Origin of the sequence: Streptomyces sp. NPDC086787 (assembly GCF_044745865.1) — a bacterium.
GTDB lineage: Bacteria > Actinomycetota > Actinomycetes > Streptomycetales > Streptomycetaceae > Streptomyces.
This window is the reverse complement of the sequence record NZ_JBIVBC010000011.1, coordinates 98,775-115,424: the sequence shown is the minus strand read 5'-3', so window position 1 is coordinate 115,424 and position 16,650 is coordinate 98,775. Positions and strand designations below refer to the sequence as shown.

The window sequence follows — 16,650 nt, the reverse complement described above, 5'->3', positions numbered from 1 at the left end:
TCCTGGTCGGCGCACCGCGCCCGAGGGCGAGTGTGCGGCCGGGAGTTGCTCAGGCGGGCGCGCCGGACCCACGTGGTCCCGTCGGCGCGCACGGCACGGGCTCAGTCCTTGTCGTCACCCTTGTCGGAGCTGCCGGAGGTGAGTGTGTCGACGTCTTCGAAGGTCTGGAGCAGTGTCTCCGCGTCGATCGCTTCGAGGTTCTTGTTCTTGGTCTTGTTGGCCTCGTCGATGGTTTCCTTGAGGGCCGACTTCATCTCCCGGTAGAGGTCCACCTGGTCACCGAGCAGTTTGTCGATGGCCGTGGCCGCGCTGGTGATGTCCTCGATCAGCTTCGGTGCCGAGACCAGGGGGTCCTTGACCATCTTGCCGATGCGCAGGATCTGCTTGTCCTGGTCGAGGTTGTCCGCGGTGGTGTGCCCGTCGATGATCTTGCCGAGAGGTCGGATGTGTGCCCCGTCGCCCTCCTCGCGGTACTTCTTCGCAGAGGTGTAGACCGGCTCCACCTCGTTCTCCCGGAAGTTCTCCATCTGCTTGAGGTCGAAGTGCGTGACGTCTGCCTTGTCACCGGCCATGGGACGCTCTCCTGCTCGATTCGGGGGTGGCGGCGGCGTCGCCGTACCGCCCGCGTGGGACCGGCACACGGGCGGTACGGCGTATGTCTACATCCGTGGCACGCGCTAGCGGGCGCGCACACCGCCCCAGTTGTCGGCGCTCTTGCGCTCGTCACGGGAGTGGTTGTCGTGGATCGACTGGATCAGCTCGTGGTTGTCACCGAGGAGCTTGGCCATGTTCTTGGTGGCCTGGTCCCACTCCGCCTGGACCTGGATGTACATCTCCTGGTCCGCACCCTCCCAGGTGCTGACGAGCGGCTTCAGCTCGTCCTCAAGGGTGTTGAGGGTGTTGATGATCTGCTGGGTCTGGTCCTTCAGCTCTTCGATGGCGTGCCGGACCGTGGCGTACTGGACGTCGATGATGCCGTCGGCCATGACGCCTCCTCTCGGGGTGGGGGGTGGATCAGAGCAGCGCTTCGAAGACGCCCTGGGTGGTCTTGCTGTTGAGAACCTCGGTCAGGTCCTGGTTCTCCTTTGCCAGACGGTTGGCGGAGGTCACGTTCTCCTGGAGCGCGTCGACCATCTTGCTGATCTGTACGACGACCTTCTGCGCCTCGGCGTTCCAACTGCGGAAGAGCTTCAGCAGGGCCTGGCCCTCGTCGCCGCCGACGCCCGAACGTGCGGCGATCGCACTGACGTTGTCCTGGACTTTCTCGACCTGGCTTCGGGCCGACTCCAGAGAGGAGACACCTCCCAAGCCCTTGGCATAGTCCGCTTTCCTTGCGGCGCTGTCCGCCATGCCGCGCTCCCTTCGTTCAGACAAGTCTTGTCGCAGTGTTGCTAGTTGAGGCTAAGGAGAACCCTGCGTTCCGCGCAATGCATCTTGGGAAGATTTGAGCACCGATCGGTTCGTCAGAATTCTTGTGTGGCAACGGAGTTGCTTGCCCGTTTCAAGAGCGAAAACGGGCATCGCCCGAGCCCGTTTCGGGCAATGGACATGTATCCCGGGAATCCCCGCCGTCCGGTCGGCCCGAATATTTGAGCTTCTGCTGAGGTTCCCCGCCGCTCGAAGTTCTCTCCGCCCTTGCGCTTTTCCTGCTGTCGTATGTGATCCTCGCCACGAATTAGTGGCCGGTGCCGGACGGGCGAGTGGTGCCGCCCCCGCAGTCCGGAGCCGTGACCTTGGGCTTCACGGTGCCCGCGGCGGCGGCCGGATCGAGGTCCGCGCCGGTCGGCAGGGCCGCGAGCAGCGGTGCGGGGACCGATCCGATGTCCGCGGGCCCGTACCCGAGCGCTGCCAGCGAGTCCTTGGCGGTCACCCGGTACTTCACGCCGTTCTCGGCCACCAGATAGGTGGTCCCGGCGTGTGCGGCGCCACTCGCGTTCAGGGCCCGGACCAGGGCGCCGTGTCCCGGACGTACCACCGTCGCGTTCGTCGGGACGCAGGCCGGCTCGAGCGGCTGGGCAGCGCCCTCGGACACCGCGACCGGGGCCAGCTGGGTCAGCGGGACCAGCACGGACCTGATCCGGGCGCCGCCGTCGCCGCCGTCCACACGGGCGCAGAGCGCGGTGCCGCGCGGCGCCGACTGCGGCTCCGGCGGGGTCTCCGGCAGTTCGGCGGATCCGGCGGGGCCCGCGCCCTTGGCGCTGTGGTCGCGCAGCGCGTCCGCGCCGACGGTGCGCACCTCGGGCGACTTCCCCTGGTAGGCCTCCTTCTGGGTGGCCGGGTCGCCCAGGAGCAGGGCGGCGCCGAGCCGGGTCAGCGGCACCAGGCCGTCCTTCTGCAGCAGGTGGTAGGTGCTGTCACCGCCCGGGACGCTGACCTTGAACAACTGGCCGATCCGGCTGGCCTCGCCGCCGAGTGCGGGGCCCGCCTGGCCACGGCCCGGCACCGCGGGCGGAGCCAGGGCCGGGCCGGGTGCCAGCGCGTCGAGAAAGGCGGCCGAGACCGCGATCGGTGCCACGGAGCCGTATCCGAGGGCGTTGCGGGCGTCGGACGCGCGGTCCAGCGGCAGCCGGCTGCCCCGCCACACCAGGTACTCGGTGCCGTTCGGACCGCGCACCAGCACCCCCTGGTCGCCGTCGATGCCGCGGGAGTCCAGCGGCGCCCCGGCGACCACGGTGGTGGCTCCCGGCTTGTTCACTCCGGTGTCCGGCACGGTTCCGGAGGTGCTGGGCAGTGCCCCGTCCGGCCCGGTGACGCACATGTGCCAGGCATCGTTGTCGAGTTGGCCGGAACCGGGTACGGCGTCCGGTGCGCCGGGGATGCCGACCGGGGCGCCCACCGGGACGTCCCGCAGCGAAGCGGTGCCGACGTCCACGGTCGCCAGGTCGGAGCCGCCGATCAGCCGGGCCGAGGCGTAGTTGCGCACCGGGTGCAGCACGCCGTCGGTGCCGGTCCACAGATACCGGGCGCCGTTGTCGTGGTTGACCACCAGGTGCTGGTCCTTCCGCCAGGCGTCGTTGCCGCCGGGACGCAGCAGTCCGTAGACGGTGGCGCCCGCGCCCACCAGGACGGTCACCAGTACGCCGAAGACCATGCCACGGGTGGTGCGCCCGAGTGGGCTCTCCGGGGCGTCCGGGTCGGCCATCAGCAGGCCCGAACTGAGCCTGCCCATCATGAAACTGTGGGCCTGTACCTGGTCGCGCTTGGACTGCACAGCCTCTCCTCAACTCGTTTTCGACGTCGCAGCGTTGGGGTGTGCTCAGCCGAACAGGCTGCGCAGCCAGCCGAAGAGCCCGGCCACCCAGAGGGCCAGCGGCAGCAGCGCGACGGCGAAGGTGGTGTGTGCCAGCTCCGCGGCACGGCCCCAGTAGGGCAGCATCCGGCGGCCGGGGACGGTCCAGGCCGCGGTGACGAGTGCGGCCGCGGCCGCGAACAGCACCGCGAAGACCACCACACGCCCGTTGCCGTCGCTGTCCACCGCCCAGGCGCGGGCGAGCAGCAGCAGCCCCCAGATTCCGGGGACCGCGAGGGTCAGCCGCTGCCCGGTGTGGGCCAGGCCGCGGCTGTGCAGGAGCAGCAGCAGGCTCAGTGCGAGCGCGGCCAGCACCTCGGGGAGGTTCGGGTGCTCGGCGAGGACGACCAGGGCGGCCGCGGCGATGACGCCGGTGGCGGCGAAGAGCGCGGTGACCCAGTGCCCGGCCAGTTCGGTGCGCTCGGCGACCTCTTCGCCCGCGTAGGGCTCGATGCCCTCCTGCAACTCGCCGGCGGAGGAGGGCAGCGCGGGCATCCGCATGCCGGCCAGCTTGAAGGCGAAGAGGGCCACGGTCCCGGCGGCGAGGGCGACCACCGTCGCCACCAGGGCGACCGCGGCCGGTGCGGCCAGGCCCGCGTACCCGATCAGTGCCCCGGAGACCGCGGCGGCCACCGAGACCACCGCGGTCGCCAGCAGGGCCGGGGCGCCGATCGCGGTGGCGGCGAGCGCGAGAACCGCGCCGCCCGCGCCCGCGGCGCCCGCGGCGAGCAGCCGCGCGCCCACGACCCGGGCCGCGTCCGGGCCGGTCAGTTCGCCGCCGGGCAGCACCCAGCCGACCAGCGCCAGGCAGGGCGCGACCAGCAGGCCGAGCGCGAGCGCGGAGAGCCGGTCGCCGACCGCGCGGCTCGCCGTTCCGGCGCCCGCGAGCAGTAGCAGTCCGGCCACGGCCGCGCAGCCGACCCGGGAGACGCCGGAGCCGGTCGCCCCCGGCCAGAACACCATGACGACCGCGGCAACCACGGTCGCCACCACGGTGCCCACCAGCAGCCCGCGGGCCGCTCCGGGGTGCCAGGTGTGCAGCCGTCGGCCCGCGGTGTCGGCTATCCCGTCCACCAGGTCGTCGAGTCTCGCCTCGGGCAGCGCCTCGGTGTGCGGGCGCAGATAGAGCACCGCGCCGTCGGCGAGTCCGGCACCGGCGAGGGTGGTCTCCTCTTCCAGCGGGGCGTCCCCGAGCCGTTGGAGCACCCACCCGGCGTGGTCGAGTCCGGCCTCCTCGGCCTCCTCGCCGACATAGCGCAGCAACGTGGGCAGCAGGTCGGTGACCGGCACGTCGGCGGGCACAGCCAGATCGACGGAGACCCTCGGCGCACGTACGGTCAGGCGGCACAGTCCGGCCACCGCGCTGTCGGTCATCAGCAGAACTCTCGTCTTCCGTGGGGACTTTGCCAGGGAGACTTCCCCGGCAGAGGGATGTGCGAAGAGTACGGAAGACCCGCGTGGCCGGGAACTGGGGGGTCGGGCAGTGGAATTGCCTCCGAAGGCCCGGCAACCACCCCTCCCGCGTGGACAGGTCGTGTTCCGTGAATGCAGACTACTGCCTAAGCTCGCCGGATCGCGCTGCGGACGGACTCTTCGTCCGGTATGGAGTTGCGTGATACGGAAGTTGGCTGTCACTTGCTTTCCGCTCACAAGGGTTCACTGGGAGTTCACCGCGACGCCCCGGACTCGGAGAATCGGCGCGGTGCGGTCATTCCAGCTACCGGGTGTACCGGTATTCGACGCGGGCCGAAAAGCCAGTGAACCGGAGGTTCTGTTCCTTGAGTGTGGTGCTGTTTCGACGGCCGGCCCGCAGGCGCGGACCAGAGATGCCCGAAGGGCAATTGACCCTCCAGGAGCCGCCGGTCCTCGCCGAGACGGTGCCGGACACCTCGGCGATCTGGACCTACCTGCCGATGGCCCTGATGTCGGTGTCGATGATGCTGATGTTCCTGCGCACCGGCGGTGGGAACGGCATCTTCATGTACCTGGCCATGGGCGTGATGGCACTGGCCGCCGCCGGCATGCTGCTGGGGCAGATCATGCGCCGCTCCAGCGAGCGCAAGCAGCGTCTGAAGGGCGAACGCCGCGACTATCTGCGCTATCTGGCGCAGATGCGCAGGCGGGTCCGGGGCACCATCGGGGAGCAGCAGCGGGCGCTCGCATGGCGCCATCCGGACCCCTCCGCGCTCCGTTCCCTGGCCCGCACCTCGCGGCTGTGGGAACGCCGTCCGGCCGACGAGGACTTCGGCGAGGTCCGGCTCGCGGTAGGTGAGCAGCAGCTCGCCCTCACCCTGAGTCCGGTCTCCACCCGCCCGGTCGAGGACCTCGAACCGCTGTGCGCGCATGCCCTGCGCCGTTTCATCCGCGCCTATTCCACCATCCCCGATCAGCCCCTCGGTCTGTACCTCCGGTCTTCGGCGCGGCTCATGGTGCGCCCCGAGGAGACGGTCGGGGAGGCTTCCGGGGAGGGCGGCGGGGAGCCCACCGAGGCGGGCGCCGACGCCGTGCGGGCCCTGGTGCGGGCCGCGCTCGGCCAGCTCGCCGTGTTCCACGCGCCCGAGGAGTTGTGGCTCGCCGTCTGCGCGAGTGACGAGCGGCGGCCCGACTGGGAGTGGGTCAAGTGGCTGCCGCACGCCCTGCATCCGCACGAGGAGGACGGTGCCGGTCAGGTCCGTCGCATCACCGCCGACCTCACCGAACTGGACGACCTGCTCGGCGCCGAGTTCGCCGAGCGTCCCGGCTTCGACCCGGACGCCCGCCCGGGCCGTGACGAGCCGTATGTGGTCATCGTCCTGGACGGCGTCACCGTCCCCGAGGGCCACCGCTGGGAGGGGCACGGCTATCGCAACGCGATCGTCCTCGACGTCTCCGGGGCGCTGCGCTGGCGGCCCGGCCGCAACACACTGCGGCTGACCGTCGGGCCGGACCAGGTGAATCTGGTGCGTACCGACCGCAGCCGCAAGGAGCGCATCGTGCCGCTCGGCCGGCCGGACCGGCTCGGCCCGCTCGGCGCGGAGTCGCTCGCCCGGCTGATCACCGCCCGCCGGATGAGTCTGAGCACCGACATCGCGCAGCCGTTGGACGCCGACGTCGAGCTGACCACCCTGCTGGGCATCCCCGATCTGCACCGGCACGAGCCTCGCACCCTGTTCGACCGGCACACCGGCTCCACCCGGCTGCGGGTGCCGATCGCGGTCGGCGTGGACGGCCGTCCGGTGGAACTCGACATCAAGGAGTCCGCGCAGGGAGGCATGGGCCCGCACGGCATGCTCATCGGCGCCACCGGCTCCGGCAAGAGCGAGCTGCTGCGCACCCTCGTGCTCGGTCTGGCGCTGACGAACTCCTCCGAGACCCTCAACTTCGTCCTGGTCGACTTCAAGGGCGGTGCCACCTTCCTCGGCCTGGAGGAACTCCCGCACACCTCGGCCGTCATCACCAACCTGGCCGACGAAGTCGCCCTGGTGGAGCGCATGCAGGACGCGCTGCACGGCGAACTCATACGCCGCCAGGAGCTGTTGCGCGCCGCCGGCAACTACACCTCCGCGCTGGAGTACGAGCGGGCCCGCGCCGCCGGTGCGGACCTCACCCCGCTGCCCAGCCTGTTCGTCGTCGTCGACGAGTTCAGTGAACTCCTCTCCGCACACCGGGAGTTCATGGACCTGTTCGTGATGATCGGCCGCCTCGGCCGCTCCCTGGGAGTGCACCTGCTGCTCGCCTCGCAGCGCCTGGACGAGGGCCGTATGCACCAGCTGGAGAGCCATCTGTCGTACCGCGTCGGTCTGCGCACCTTCTCGGCCATGGAGAGCCGCGGTGTGCTCGGTGTGCCCGACGCCTACGAGTTGCCGGCGCAGCCCGGCAGTGGCTATCTGAAGTCCGGTGTGGAGGCACTGACCCGGTTCCGTGCCGCCTACTCCTCGGGCTCGTACCGGCGCCGTACCGGCGCGGTGGTACAGGCCCGGGTGGCCAGCCAGGTGGTGCCGTGGACCAGCGGCTGGGTGGTGCCGCGCACGCTGGGTGCCGTGCCCGACCCGGAGCCGGAGGCCGAGGAGTCGGGCGAGGTGGAGACCTTGCTCGACGTGGCTCTCGACCGGTTGCGGGACTCGGGTCCGGCCGCCCACGAGGTGTGGTTGCCGCCGCTGGACGAGCCTTCTCCGCTGGACGTTCTGCTGCCCGGCCTCGCTCCCCACCCCGAGCGCGGTCTCACCGCCGCCGACTGGCCCGGGAGCGGGAAGCTGCGGGTCCCGGTCGGTCTGGTGGACAAGCCCTTCGAGCAGCGCCGCGACCCGCTGGTCGTGGACCTCTCGGGGGCCGGCGGCCATGTCGCCATCGCGGGCGGTTCACAGAGCGGCAAGTCCACGCTGGCCCGTACGCTGATCGCCGCCCTGGCCCTCACCCACACCCCGGCCGAAATCCAGTTCTACTGCCTCGACTTCGGTGGCGGTGGCCTCTCGCAGCTGGCCGGGCTCCCGCATGTCGGCGGTGTCGCGGCACGGCTCAACCCGGAGCGGGTGCAGCGGGCCGTCGCCGAGGTGATGACGCTGCTCGCCCGCCGCGAGCAGTTCTTCGTGGACCACACCCTCGACTCCATGCAGTCCTACCGGCGTCGCAGGGCCGCCGGGGAGTTCCCCGACGAGCCGTTCGGCGATGTGTTCATGGTGGTCGACGGCTGGTCGACGGTTCGCCAGGACTACGACGACCTGATCCCGAAGTTCAACGAGCTCGCCGCCCGCGGCCTCAACTACGGCATCCATCTGCTCATCACCACCACCCGCTGGGTGGAGCTGTCCGCTCAGGTCCGCGATCAGTCCGCCACCCGCCTCGAACTGCGGATGGGTGACCCGATGGACTCCGAGGTCGACACCCGCAAGGCCCGTGCGGTGCCGCGCAGCGGCGGCCGGGGCATCACCGCCGACAGCAAGATGCACTTCCTGGCCGGACTGCCCCGTCTGGACGGCAGCGGTTCGCTGGAGGATCTCGGCGACGGCGTCGCCCATCTGGTGGCGGAGGTGTCCCGGCACTGGCCCGGTGCGCCCGCCCCGCAGGTCCGGATGCTGCCGCATCGGCTTCCGCTCGCCGAACTCCCCGCGCCCGAGGGCACCGAGGGCGGCGGCATGCGTCTCCCGCTCGGTATCGACCAGGACGCCCTGGAGCCGGTGTGGCACGACTTCAGCCGCACCCCGCACCTGATCGTGGTCGGTGACACGGAGAGCGGCAAGACCAACCTGCTGCGCCGGGTCACCGAGGGCATCACCGCCCGCTACACGCCGAGCGAGGCGAAGATCATCGTGGTGGACTACCGGCGCACGCTGGTGGACGCCGTCCCCGAGGAGTACCGCATCGGGCACGTGATCTCCCTGGACAACCTCAACGAGACCATCGAGGGCGCGGCCCGTGCGCTGAAGACCCGTGTCCCCGGTGCGGACATCGCCCCGGCCCGGATGCGCAAGTGCGACTGGTGGACCGGTCCGCGGTTGTTCATCCTGGTGGACGACTACGACATGGTCTCCGGCAACTCATTCCAGAGCCCCTTCGAGCCGCTCTTCGAGCATCTGACGCTCGGCTTCGAAATGGGTCTGCACCTGGTCGTCGCCCGCAGCGCGATAGGCGCCGGCCGCAGTCTCAGCGACGCCCTGATGCGTCGTCTGGACGAGGCCAACAACCCCGCCGTGCTGCTGTCCTGCCCGCCCACCGAGGGCCGTCTCTTCGGTAATGCGAAGCCCCTCAACCTTCCGCCCGGCCGAGCCCTGCACATCGCCCGCCGCCGGGCGCGGCTGATGCAGACGGCGCTGGTGGAGGAGAACAGCAGCCAGGAGGGCTGAGCGACCCTGCCGGGGCCCGGGAACGAGTCAGCGGGGGCCACCTCTTGAGGTGGCCCCCGCTGGGCGTTCGGCGATCGGACGTCAGCTCATTCCTGCTCCGCTCCGCCCAGTGTGCCCGGTCCCGCCGGACGCCATCGCCTGGCCCGCGCCCTGGGCAGTACGAAGACGCCCCAGAGGACGGTGAGCAGGCCGGCGGAGCCGAGCAGGACGAACAGCGTGGCGCGGTCGGCGGCGTGGTCGGCGGCGGAGGTGTCGCGCAGTTTCACGGCGGTGGAGCCGTGGTCGGGGTCGGTGCGCCGGCCCGCCTCGCCGAGGACGGTGGTGACGGCGGCGTACGGGTCGAGCTGGGGGATGCTCGCGGGGTAGGCGGTGGCGGTCAGGCTCCGGACGACGCCGGCAGCCGAGTCGTCGGGGTGGGCGGAGCGGACCGCGGCGGCGGCTCCGGCCGCGTAGGCGGTGGCCACCGCGGCGCCGCTGCCGAGGTAATGGCCGTTGCCGCGCGGGCCTATGGAGACCACTCCGGTACCGGGGGCGACCAGATCGATGCCGTCGGTGGGCAGGGAGCCGTCGGGGCGTTCACCGCTGGGGAGCATGTCGGCCACCGACAGCACACCGGGTTCACCGGCCGGCCAGTAGGTGCGGGGCGGCACCTCGCCGGTGGTGGTCCGGACCGGGTCCGGGGCGGCGGCGGCGATCACCACCGCGCCCCCTGCACGGGCGTCGGCCACCGCACGGGTCAGCTTCGCGTCACGGCTCGGCAGGGCCACCGCGATCGCGATCACCCCGGCTCGTGCCTCGGTCGCCTCGCGCAGCGCGTCGGCCACCAGGCGGGCGTCGGCCACGCCGTACTTGTCGGTGCCGCGCAGGGCCAGGATCTTCGCGCCGGGGGCGACTCCGGCGAGGCCGGGGGTGTCCCCGCCGGTCCCGGCGATCAGCCCGGCGAGAAAGGTGCCGTATCCGACGCAGTCGTCACCTGCGTCGCCCCGCGCGGTGACCCGGCTGGTCAGTCCGGTGGCGTCGGAGGCGACCCCGGTGCCGATCAGGGCGACGGTGACGCCCGCTCCGGTGCTGTATCCGTGCAGCCGGTCCAGGTCGAGGCGCTCTCGCGACCAGTCCGGCTTCTCCGCGTGCTCGTGGGAGGCGGAAGTGCAGGCCGTCTTCCCGCCGTTCTGGCCGAGAGTCGAGGCCATGCCGGGAAGCTCCCGGCCCTTCTTCCCGTCGGCCGTGGGAACTCCCGAGAAGGTTGCCGCCTGGACCGGAGCGGCCCCGGGCAGCAGCAGGGCGGCGGCGAGGCCGGCGCCGGACAGCAGGCGGGCGGCGGTGCGCGCGGGCGGCCTCATCGGGGTGCCGCCTTCGGGGCCACGGCCACGACGTCCTCGGGAACGAGGATGCGCAGGTCGTCCAGGGTGGGCGCGGCCAGCGAGCTGAGCCGACCGGCCTGGCGGGTGACCATCTGCTCGACCACCTGGCGGGCCAGTCGCGCGTTGCCGAAGGAGCGGTCCCTGGGCAGTGCGTCGAAGTACTCCCGCAGCAGGGGGCCGGTTCCGGGTCCGCACTCGTAGCCCATGTTCCCGGCCTGGGCGCGCACGATGGTGACCAGTTCCTCGGAGGAGTAGTCGGCGAAGGCGATCCGGCGCGGGAAGCGGGAGGACAGGCCGGGGTTGGAGGCGAGGAAGCGTTCCATCTCGTCGGTGTAGCCGGCGACGATGACGACCACCTCGTCGCGGTGGTCCTCCATCAGTTTCAGCAGGGTGTCCACCGCCTCCTGGCCGAAGTCCGCGCCGCCGCCCCGCGGGGTGAGGGTGTAGGCCTCGTCGATGAACAGCACTCCGCCGCGGGCCCGTTCGAAGACCTCGCGGGTGAGCTGGGCGGTGTGGCCGATGTAGCGGCCGACCAGGTCGGCGCGGGACGCCTCGATCAGCTGGCCCCGGCCCAGGATGCCGAGCTGGGTGAGGATCTCCCCGTAGAGGCGGGCCACGGTGGTCTTGCCGGTGCCGGGCGGCCCGGTGAAGACGAGGTGGTGGCTGAGCGAGGGCACCGGCAGGCCGGCGGCGGCACGGTGGCGGGCGGTGGTGATCAGGTTGACCAGGTTCGCGACATCGCGCTTCACCTCGGCCAGGCCGACCATGTCGCCGAGGCGGGTCAGCGGGTCGTCGTCCGGGACGGTGTTCTCGGCGGTCTGCGCCGCACTGGCGGACACGTCCTCCGGCAGCAGCTGCCGCAGATCACGCTCGCCCACCTGCTGCAGGGAGGCGAGCCGGACCGCCTGTCTGTCCACCATCTCCTCGAACACGCCGCGCGCGGCACGGCCGTTGCCGAACCCGGCGTCGCGCGGCATCGCCTCGAAGTGTGTGGCCAGTGCGGCGGCGGTGCCCTCACCCAGTTCGTACTGGTGCTGGGCGCACATGTTCTCCATGATCGCGACGAGTTCGGGCACCGAGTAGTTCTCGAACTCGACGGTACGCGAGAAGCGGGACGCCAGACCCGGGTTGGACCCGAGGAAGGACTCCATCTCGCGCGAGTAGCCGGCCGCGACGACAACGACCTCGTCGCGGTGGTCCTCCATCAGTTTCAGCAGGGTGTCCACCGCCTCCCGGCCGAAGTCGGCGCCGCCGTTGTTGCTGTCCGAGGTGAGCGTGTACGCCTCGTCGACGAACAGCACACCACCGAGGGCCCGTTGGAAGGTCTCGGTGGTCTTGATCGCGGTGCCGCCGACGACCTGGGCAACCAGGTCGGCGCGTGAGACCTCCACCAGGTGCCCGCTGCGCAGCGAGCCCAGTTCGGCCAGGATCGCCCCGTAGAGGCGGGCGACGGTGGTCTTGCCGGTGCCGGGCGGCCCGGCGAAGATCAGGTGCCGGCTCATCGGCGGGGCGGGCATGCCGAGTTGTTCGCGGCGCTGGGCGAGCTGGGTCAGGTTGACCAGGGTGCGTACCTGCTGCTTGACGTTCTCCAGGCCGATCAGCGCGTTGAGGGCGCCGAGCGGGCCGTCCGCGCGGTCCGCCGGGGGTGCGTCCGCCGCTCCGGAGCCGGCCGGGTCGGTGTTCTCGGCGCTGCCGGAGCCCCAGGCGTCCCGCTTGCCGTTGCCGGTGCTGGTCAGGCCTTCCACGGCGAGCCGTTCGCCGGGGGCGGTCTGTACCAGGCCGCCACCCTCGTTCTCCCGGGCGAGGCAGTTCACCAGCGAGACCGGCGCGGTGGACTCCACCCGGAAACCGTCCTGGGCGCCCGCGTTGGCCTCGCAGCCGCTGAGCGAGGCGAGAGCGCCCTCGCTGAGCAGGAAGCCGTGGCCCCTGGGGGCGTGCACCGTGGTGCGGTTGGCGGTCAGCTCGCCGCCCGCGGCGACCACCACGCCGTCCTCGCCGGATATCTCCACCCGGAAGTCGCGGACGGTGACGTTGCCGCCGTCCTCCACGACGAGCCCGCTGGTGGTGGCGTCGGAGACACCGCCGCCGGCCAGGTAGACGGTGCTGCCGGAGCCGACCCGCACACCCACGCCGTTCGGCCGGACGACCTCGCAGTCCTCGGCACGGCCGCGGGCGTTCTTGCTGGCCACGATGCCGTCGCCGGCGGGCTCCACGAGCCGGGCCCGGCGCAGCAACGGGTTGGCGCCGTCGCGCACGGCGACGGCGGGCGAGCCGCCGATCACCTCCAGGCGGTCCAGCTCGGGCGCCGAGTCCTCCTCGAGCAGGAGTCCGGTCTGTTCGCAGTCGCGGACCGTCAGGCCGGTCAGCGCCGGGGAGGAAGCCCCGGCGACGCGCAGCGCGGCGCCCTGTGCGCCGTCCACCCAACAGTCCTCGAAGGTGCCGCGCGCCCGGTCGGTGACCAGTACGCCGTGGCCCCGGACGCGCGAGACGCGGCAGCGGCGCAGCACCGGGTCGGTGCCCGCGGCCAGCGTGATCCCGTTCCCGGACGCCCCGGTGACCCGCACGTCCTCCAGCGTCGTACGGCCCGCGCTGCTCAGGTGCACACCGGTGCTGGTGTCGTGCACCACGGTCCGGATCACCGAGAGGGAGCAGTTCTGCTCCAGTGCGATGGAGGGCTTGTCCGTGGAGGAGATGTCGCAGTCCTCGAGGGTGCCGCGGGCCTCGTCGTTGGCGAGCAGGCCGTTGCCGCGGGCGTCGCGCACCGTGCAGCCGCGGATGCGTGCCTCGCCCTGTTCGGCGAGGACCAGGCCGCTGGTGCCCAGGTGCTCGAACGTGCAGGACTCCACGGTGGTGGGGGTGGTCGAGGTGACCACGATGCCCGCGCCCTGCGGGTTGCTCACCCGGCAGTCCCGCAGCGCGAGGGAACCCGTTCCCCCGGCCAGGACCGCGGTCCACGCGGCGCCGATCACCTCGCAGCCGTCGAGCGCGGCCTGCCCCCGCCGCACGTCCACGGCGGGGAGTTCGGCGTCGCCACCGCGCAGGGTGAGCTCGGCGAGCATCACGGCGTCGGCGCGCAGCGAGATCACGCTGCCGGTGCGCGGCCGGATCTCCACCGTGCCCCGTCCTTCGGCGGCGGTGAGGGTGACCCTGGTGTTGATCACCAGGTTCTCCGCGTATGTCCCGGGCCGGACGCTGATGAGCGCGCCGGTACGGGCGGCCGCGAGTGCCTCACCGATCGTCCGGTAGCGGTCCTGGTCCCCTGGACCGACCGTCAGTACCTGGCGCGACACGCACCAACCTCCTTGCTTCGGCGGCGTCTTGAGTTTGTCCCCCACTTCGTCGGGGGCGCGTGCCGGCGTTGCGTCACGGCGTCCCCTCTGGGACGTGGGGCCGGGGTTCGGCGGAGTCGTCGGCCGGGTCCGCCGCGGGGGCGGGGCCGGGCAGACTGTCCGCCGGAATGAATAGCGGGGCCGCGGCACCGGCGTTGACCAGCAACCGGGTGTCGGTATCGCCCAGTGAACGGGCCAGCTCCCGTGCCGGGAGCGTGTCGTGGTGAAGTTCCGCGGACATGAACTCGTGGGCGGTTGCGGTGAACAGCAGCACCACCGGTGTCCCGTCCCGTCCGGCGGCGACGAGCGGTCCGCCGTCCGGCCCGCGCATCACGGTGATCTCCGCCTCCGCGAGCGCTTCGATCGCCTCGTCCACCGAGCCGTAGCCGGTGGCGGCTCGCTGCGCGGCCGAGTCGACCGGGTCGGTGGGTTCGGGCCAGCCGAGCATGCGCGCCGAAGGCCGGTATGCCGGGTTGGCGCGGTACTCCCCCACGCCCCCGTTCTCGTCCGACTGCCACTCCCCGAGCACCGCCCAGTCCGGCGGTGTTCGCTCCTCGGTCCACTCCGGGTCCACCACGCCGATCCAGTGGCCTGGTGCCCGGCGGGCGGCCGCCTGTACGGCCTCGGGTATTTCGGGGGTGTCGGTACCCTCTTGCCGTTCTCCGGGCCGCATTTCCACCTGAACTCTTGGGTCCGTACGAATTCTCGGGTTTCTCGGGTGCCGAACGGGATACGCACACGCCGATGTTGATCAGATCGGGTAGTCAACAGGATGCCACACAAGCCTCACCTGTGGGAGTTCGAGGAGGTCCGTTCCGGGAGCAGTGGGGCCCGAGTGGGCAGTCCGACGGCACGGTTGGGGCGGGGGGAGCGTTTGTTCCCTCTGCGACGGGCTAAGTTTGGGTATGCCATCGGCCGGCCGGCGCCGTGCCGGGGCACGCGGGGACCGAAGACCAGGACCGGGTCGAACGGACCTGCCTTGTAAGGCACTTGGCCAACGCCGGTCGGCAGAACTGCGTGCGTGCGGCACCGCTGCCACGCGGCCCCCTGCCCACCCCATGTCAGCTCCGCCACCGAGGAGGAGTACCCACATGTCCCCCCAGCAGCAGACCCCCGGCGCGAAGTCGGAGACGGCCGCCGCCCAGACGGAGGAGACCGAGTCCTCAGCGTCTCCGTCGCCCCCGGCGTCTCCGGCGTCCCCGGCGTCCGCCTCGACTGCGCCCGTGTCCTCAGCGACGGCCGGTGAGGCCACGAGCGCGGCAGCGGTCCCGGAGGCGGAACCCGGCACCGCCCCGACCGAGCGGACCGCTACCACCAAGCCCACCACCAAGCCCACCGCCGAGGCCGAAGCCGCCTCGGCGAAGCCCACCGAGGCCACGAAGGAGGCCGTCGCGGTGGCGGCCTCCGCGGCGACGCCCCCGGTCGTCAGGACCGTCACCGGCGTCCGCGGCGGACGCCCCGGAAAGCCGGCCCTGGCGGGAGCCGCGCTGCTCGGCGCCGCCCTGGTCGCCATACCGGTGATGCTGGCCGGCGGCGCGAACCACGACCGCCATGACTCGCCCCAGAAGCTGGCCGCGGACGGATCCGACACCGTGCTGAACCCGGACTCCTCCTCCCCCGCCGGCATCGAGGACTACGTGGCCGCGAAGCCGTCACTGTCCCCGGCCAAGCAGGAGCCGAAGAAGCCGAAGGTCCCGAAGACCGTCGCCGCCAGGCCCGCCGCTCCGGCGGTACCGCCCAGCGCGAACAGCGCGCCCAAGCAGAAGCCCAAGGCCAAGCCGAAGGCCAAGCCCAAGGCGGCCGCCAGGCAGTGGAGTAGCGAGAGCGTCTACGCGACCAGCGTTCTGGAGACCAACCAGGCCTGGACCACCAACCGCATCCGCATGGTGATGCAGACCGACGGCAACCTCGTCGTCTACAACGAGAACGGCAACGCCATCTGGGCCACCATGACCTTCGGCTCCAACTACCGGGCCGTGTTCCAGGGCGACGGCAACCTCGTCGTCTACACCGCCGACCACCACGCCGTCTGGGCCGCCGGCACCTGGGGCCACGACGGCGCCCACATGGTCCTGCGGGCGGACGGCAAGGTGGTCATCGTGCAGGGCGACAGGGTGCTCTGGTCGACCTGACCCCGGGCGCCGCGCGCGGGGGTGCCGTCGCACGGGGGTGACGGCACCCCGGTCACCCGTCTCCGTAGGCCTCTCCGCCCAGTTCGAGCCCGGCCGTGCCCGCCGTCGCGTCCGCCAGCCATGCGCGGAACGCGTCCACGTCGGCGTCGGGCAGGCCGATCTCGATGGTGACCGCCTCCCCGTAGCGCACGTCCCGCACCTCACGGCCGGTGGCACGCAGGTCGTTCTGCACCTTGCCGGCCCGCTGGTGGTCGACGGTCACGGTGGCGAGCCGGAAGCGGCGCCGGGTGATGGTGCCGAGCGCGTCGAGGGCCGCGCCGACGGCGCCGCCGTAGGCCCTGATGAGTCCGCCCGCGCCCAGTTTGACGCCGCCGTAGTAGCGAGTGACGACGGCGACGGCGTACCGCGTGTCGCGGCGCAGCAGCATCTGGAGCATCGGAACGCCCGCCGTGCCGCCCGGTTCTCCGTCGTCGCTCGCCTTCTGTACGGCGGCGTCGGCGCCGATGACGTACGCCCAGCAGTTGTGCGTGGCGTCCGCGTGCCTCTTGCGGACCTCCGCGATGAACTCCTGGGCCTCCCGCTCGGTGGCCGCCGGGGCGAGGGCGCACAGGAAGCGGGAGCGGTTGACCTCGGTCTCGTGCACGCCCGCCCGGGCGACTGTGCGGTACTCGTCCTGCATCCGGACAGCCTATGCGGACCGGAGAGCAGCGGGCTCCGAGC

At 71.8% G+C, this 16,650-nt stretch carries 11 protein-coding genes; 2 read left to right on the top strand and 9 right to left on the bottom strand.

Features of this window, described 5'->3' with window-relative positions; genetic code table 11:
• Positions 1 to 101 precede the first annotated feature (101 nt).
• The 5 genes from ACIPK3_RS24545 to eccD all read right to left on the bottom strand — a co-directional run bounded on the left by ACIPK3_RS24545 (position 102) and on the right by eccD (position 4,663).
• Complete coding sequence (locus ACIPK3_RS24545) at positions 102 to 572, bottom strand: type VII secretion system-associated protein (RefSeq protein ID WP_402572875.1); 471 nt, start codon at positions 570 to 572, stop codon at positions 102 to 104.
• A gap of 105 nt (positions 573 to 677) precedes the next feature.
• Positions 678 to 986: a WXG100 family type VII secretion target gene (locus ACIPK3_RS24540; protein ID WP_402572873.1), complete on the bottom strand. Its 309-nt coding sequence runs from the start codon at positions 984 to 986 to the stop codon at positions 678 to 680.
• Between the two features lie 28 nt (positions 987 to 1,014).
• Positions 1,015 to 1,350 carry a hypothetical protein gene (locus tag ACIPK3_RS24535; RefSeq protein ID WP_402572872.1) on the bottom strand — a complete coding sequence of 112 codons (336 nt, stop codon included), beginning with the start codon at positions 1,348 to 1,350 and terminating at the stop codon, positions 1,015 to 1,017.
• A gap of 325 nt (positions 1,351 to 1,675) precedes the next feature.
• Positions 1,676 to 3,211: a type VII secretion protein EccB gene (eccB, locus tag ACIPK3_RS24530; protein WP_402572870.1), complete on the bottom strand. Its 1,536-nt coding sequence runs from the start codon at positions 3,209 to 3,211 to the stop codon at positions 1,676 to 1,678.
• A gap of 45 nt (positions 3,212 to 3,256) precedes the next feature.
• A complete protein-coding gene (eccD, locus tag ACIPK3_RS24525; RefSeq protein WP_402572868.1) occupies positions 3,257 to 4,663 on the bottom strand; it encodes a type VII secretion integral membrane protein EccD in 1,407 nt (468 codons plus the stop codon).
• Between the two features lie 452 nt (positions 4,664 to 5,115).
• Here eccD and eccCa point away from each other — a divergent pair, with 452 nt between their 5' ends.
• Positions 5,116 to 9,108: a type VII secretion protein EccCa gene (gene eccCa / locus ACIPK3_RS24520; RefSeq protein ID WP_402572866.1), complete on the top strand. Its 3,993-nt coding sequence runs from the start codon at positions 5,116 to 5,118 to the stop codon at positions 9,106 to 9,108.
• Positions 9,109 to 9,194: 86 nt separating this feature from the next.
• On the opposite strand, the gene ACIPK3_RS24515 is transcribed toward eccCa, so the two are convergent.
• The 3 genes from ACIPK3_RS24515 to ACIPK3_RS24505 all read right to left on the bottom strand — a co-directional run bounded on the left by ACIPK3_RS24515 (position 9,195) and on the right by ACIPK3_RS24505 (position 14,471).
• Complete coding sequence (locus tag ACIPK3_RS24515) at positions 9,195 to 10,448, bottom strand: S8 family serine peptidase (protein ID WP_402572865.1); 1,254 nt, start codon at positions 10,446 to 10,448, stop codon at positions 9,195 to 9,197.
• The gene (locus ACIPK3_RS24510) at positions 10,445 to 13,759 is read right to left on the bottom strand and encodes a right-handed parallel beta-helix repeat-containing protein (RefSeq protein ID WP_402572863.1); all 3,315 of its coding nucleotides are present in this window, start codon (positions 13,757 to 13,759) and stop codon (positions 10,445 to 10,447) included. Before ACIPK3_RS24510 ends, ACIPK3_RS24515 begins: the two co-directional genes overlap by 4 nt.
• 73 nt (positions 13,760 to 13,832) lie before the next feature.
• Positions 13,833 to 14,471, bottom strand: coding sequence for a type VII secretion system-associated protein (locus ACIPK3_RS24505; protein WP_402572861.1), 639 nt, complete (start codon positions 14,469 to 14,471; stop codon positions 13,833 to 13,835).
• A 550-nt stretch (positions 14,472 to 15,021) separates the two neighbouring features.
• Between ACIPK3_RS24505 and ACIPK3_RS24500 the strand changes: the two genes are divergently transcribed.
• A complete protein-coding gene (locus ACIPK3_RS24500; protein WP_402572860.1) occupies positions 15,022 to 15,930 on the top strand; it encodes a mannose-binding protein in 909 nt (302 codons plus the stop codon).
• A 52-nt stretch (positions 15,931 to 15,982) separates the two neighbouring features.
• Here ACIPK3_RS24500 and ACIPK3_RS24495 read toward each other — a convergent pair whose 3' ends face one another.
• On the bottom strand, positions 15,983 to 16,609 hold the full coding sequence (locus tag ACIPK3_RS24495; protein ID WP_402572858.1) for a YigZ family protein: 627 nt from the start codon (positions 16,607 to 16,609) through the stop codon (positions 15,983 to 15,985).
• Positions 16,610 to 16,650: the final 41 nt, after the last annotated feature.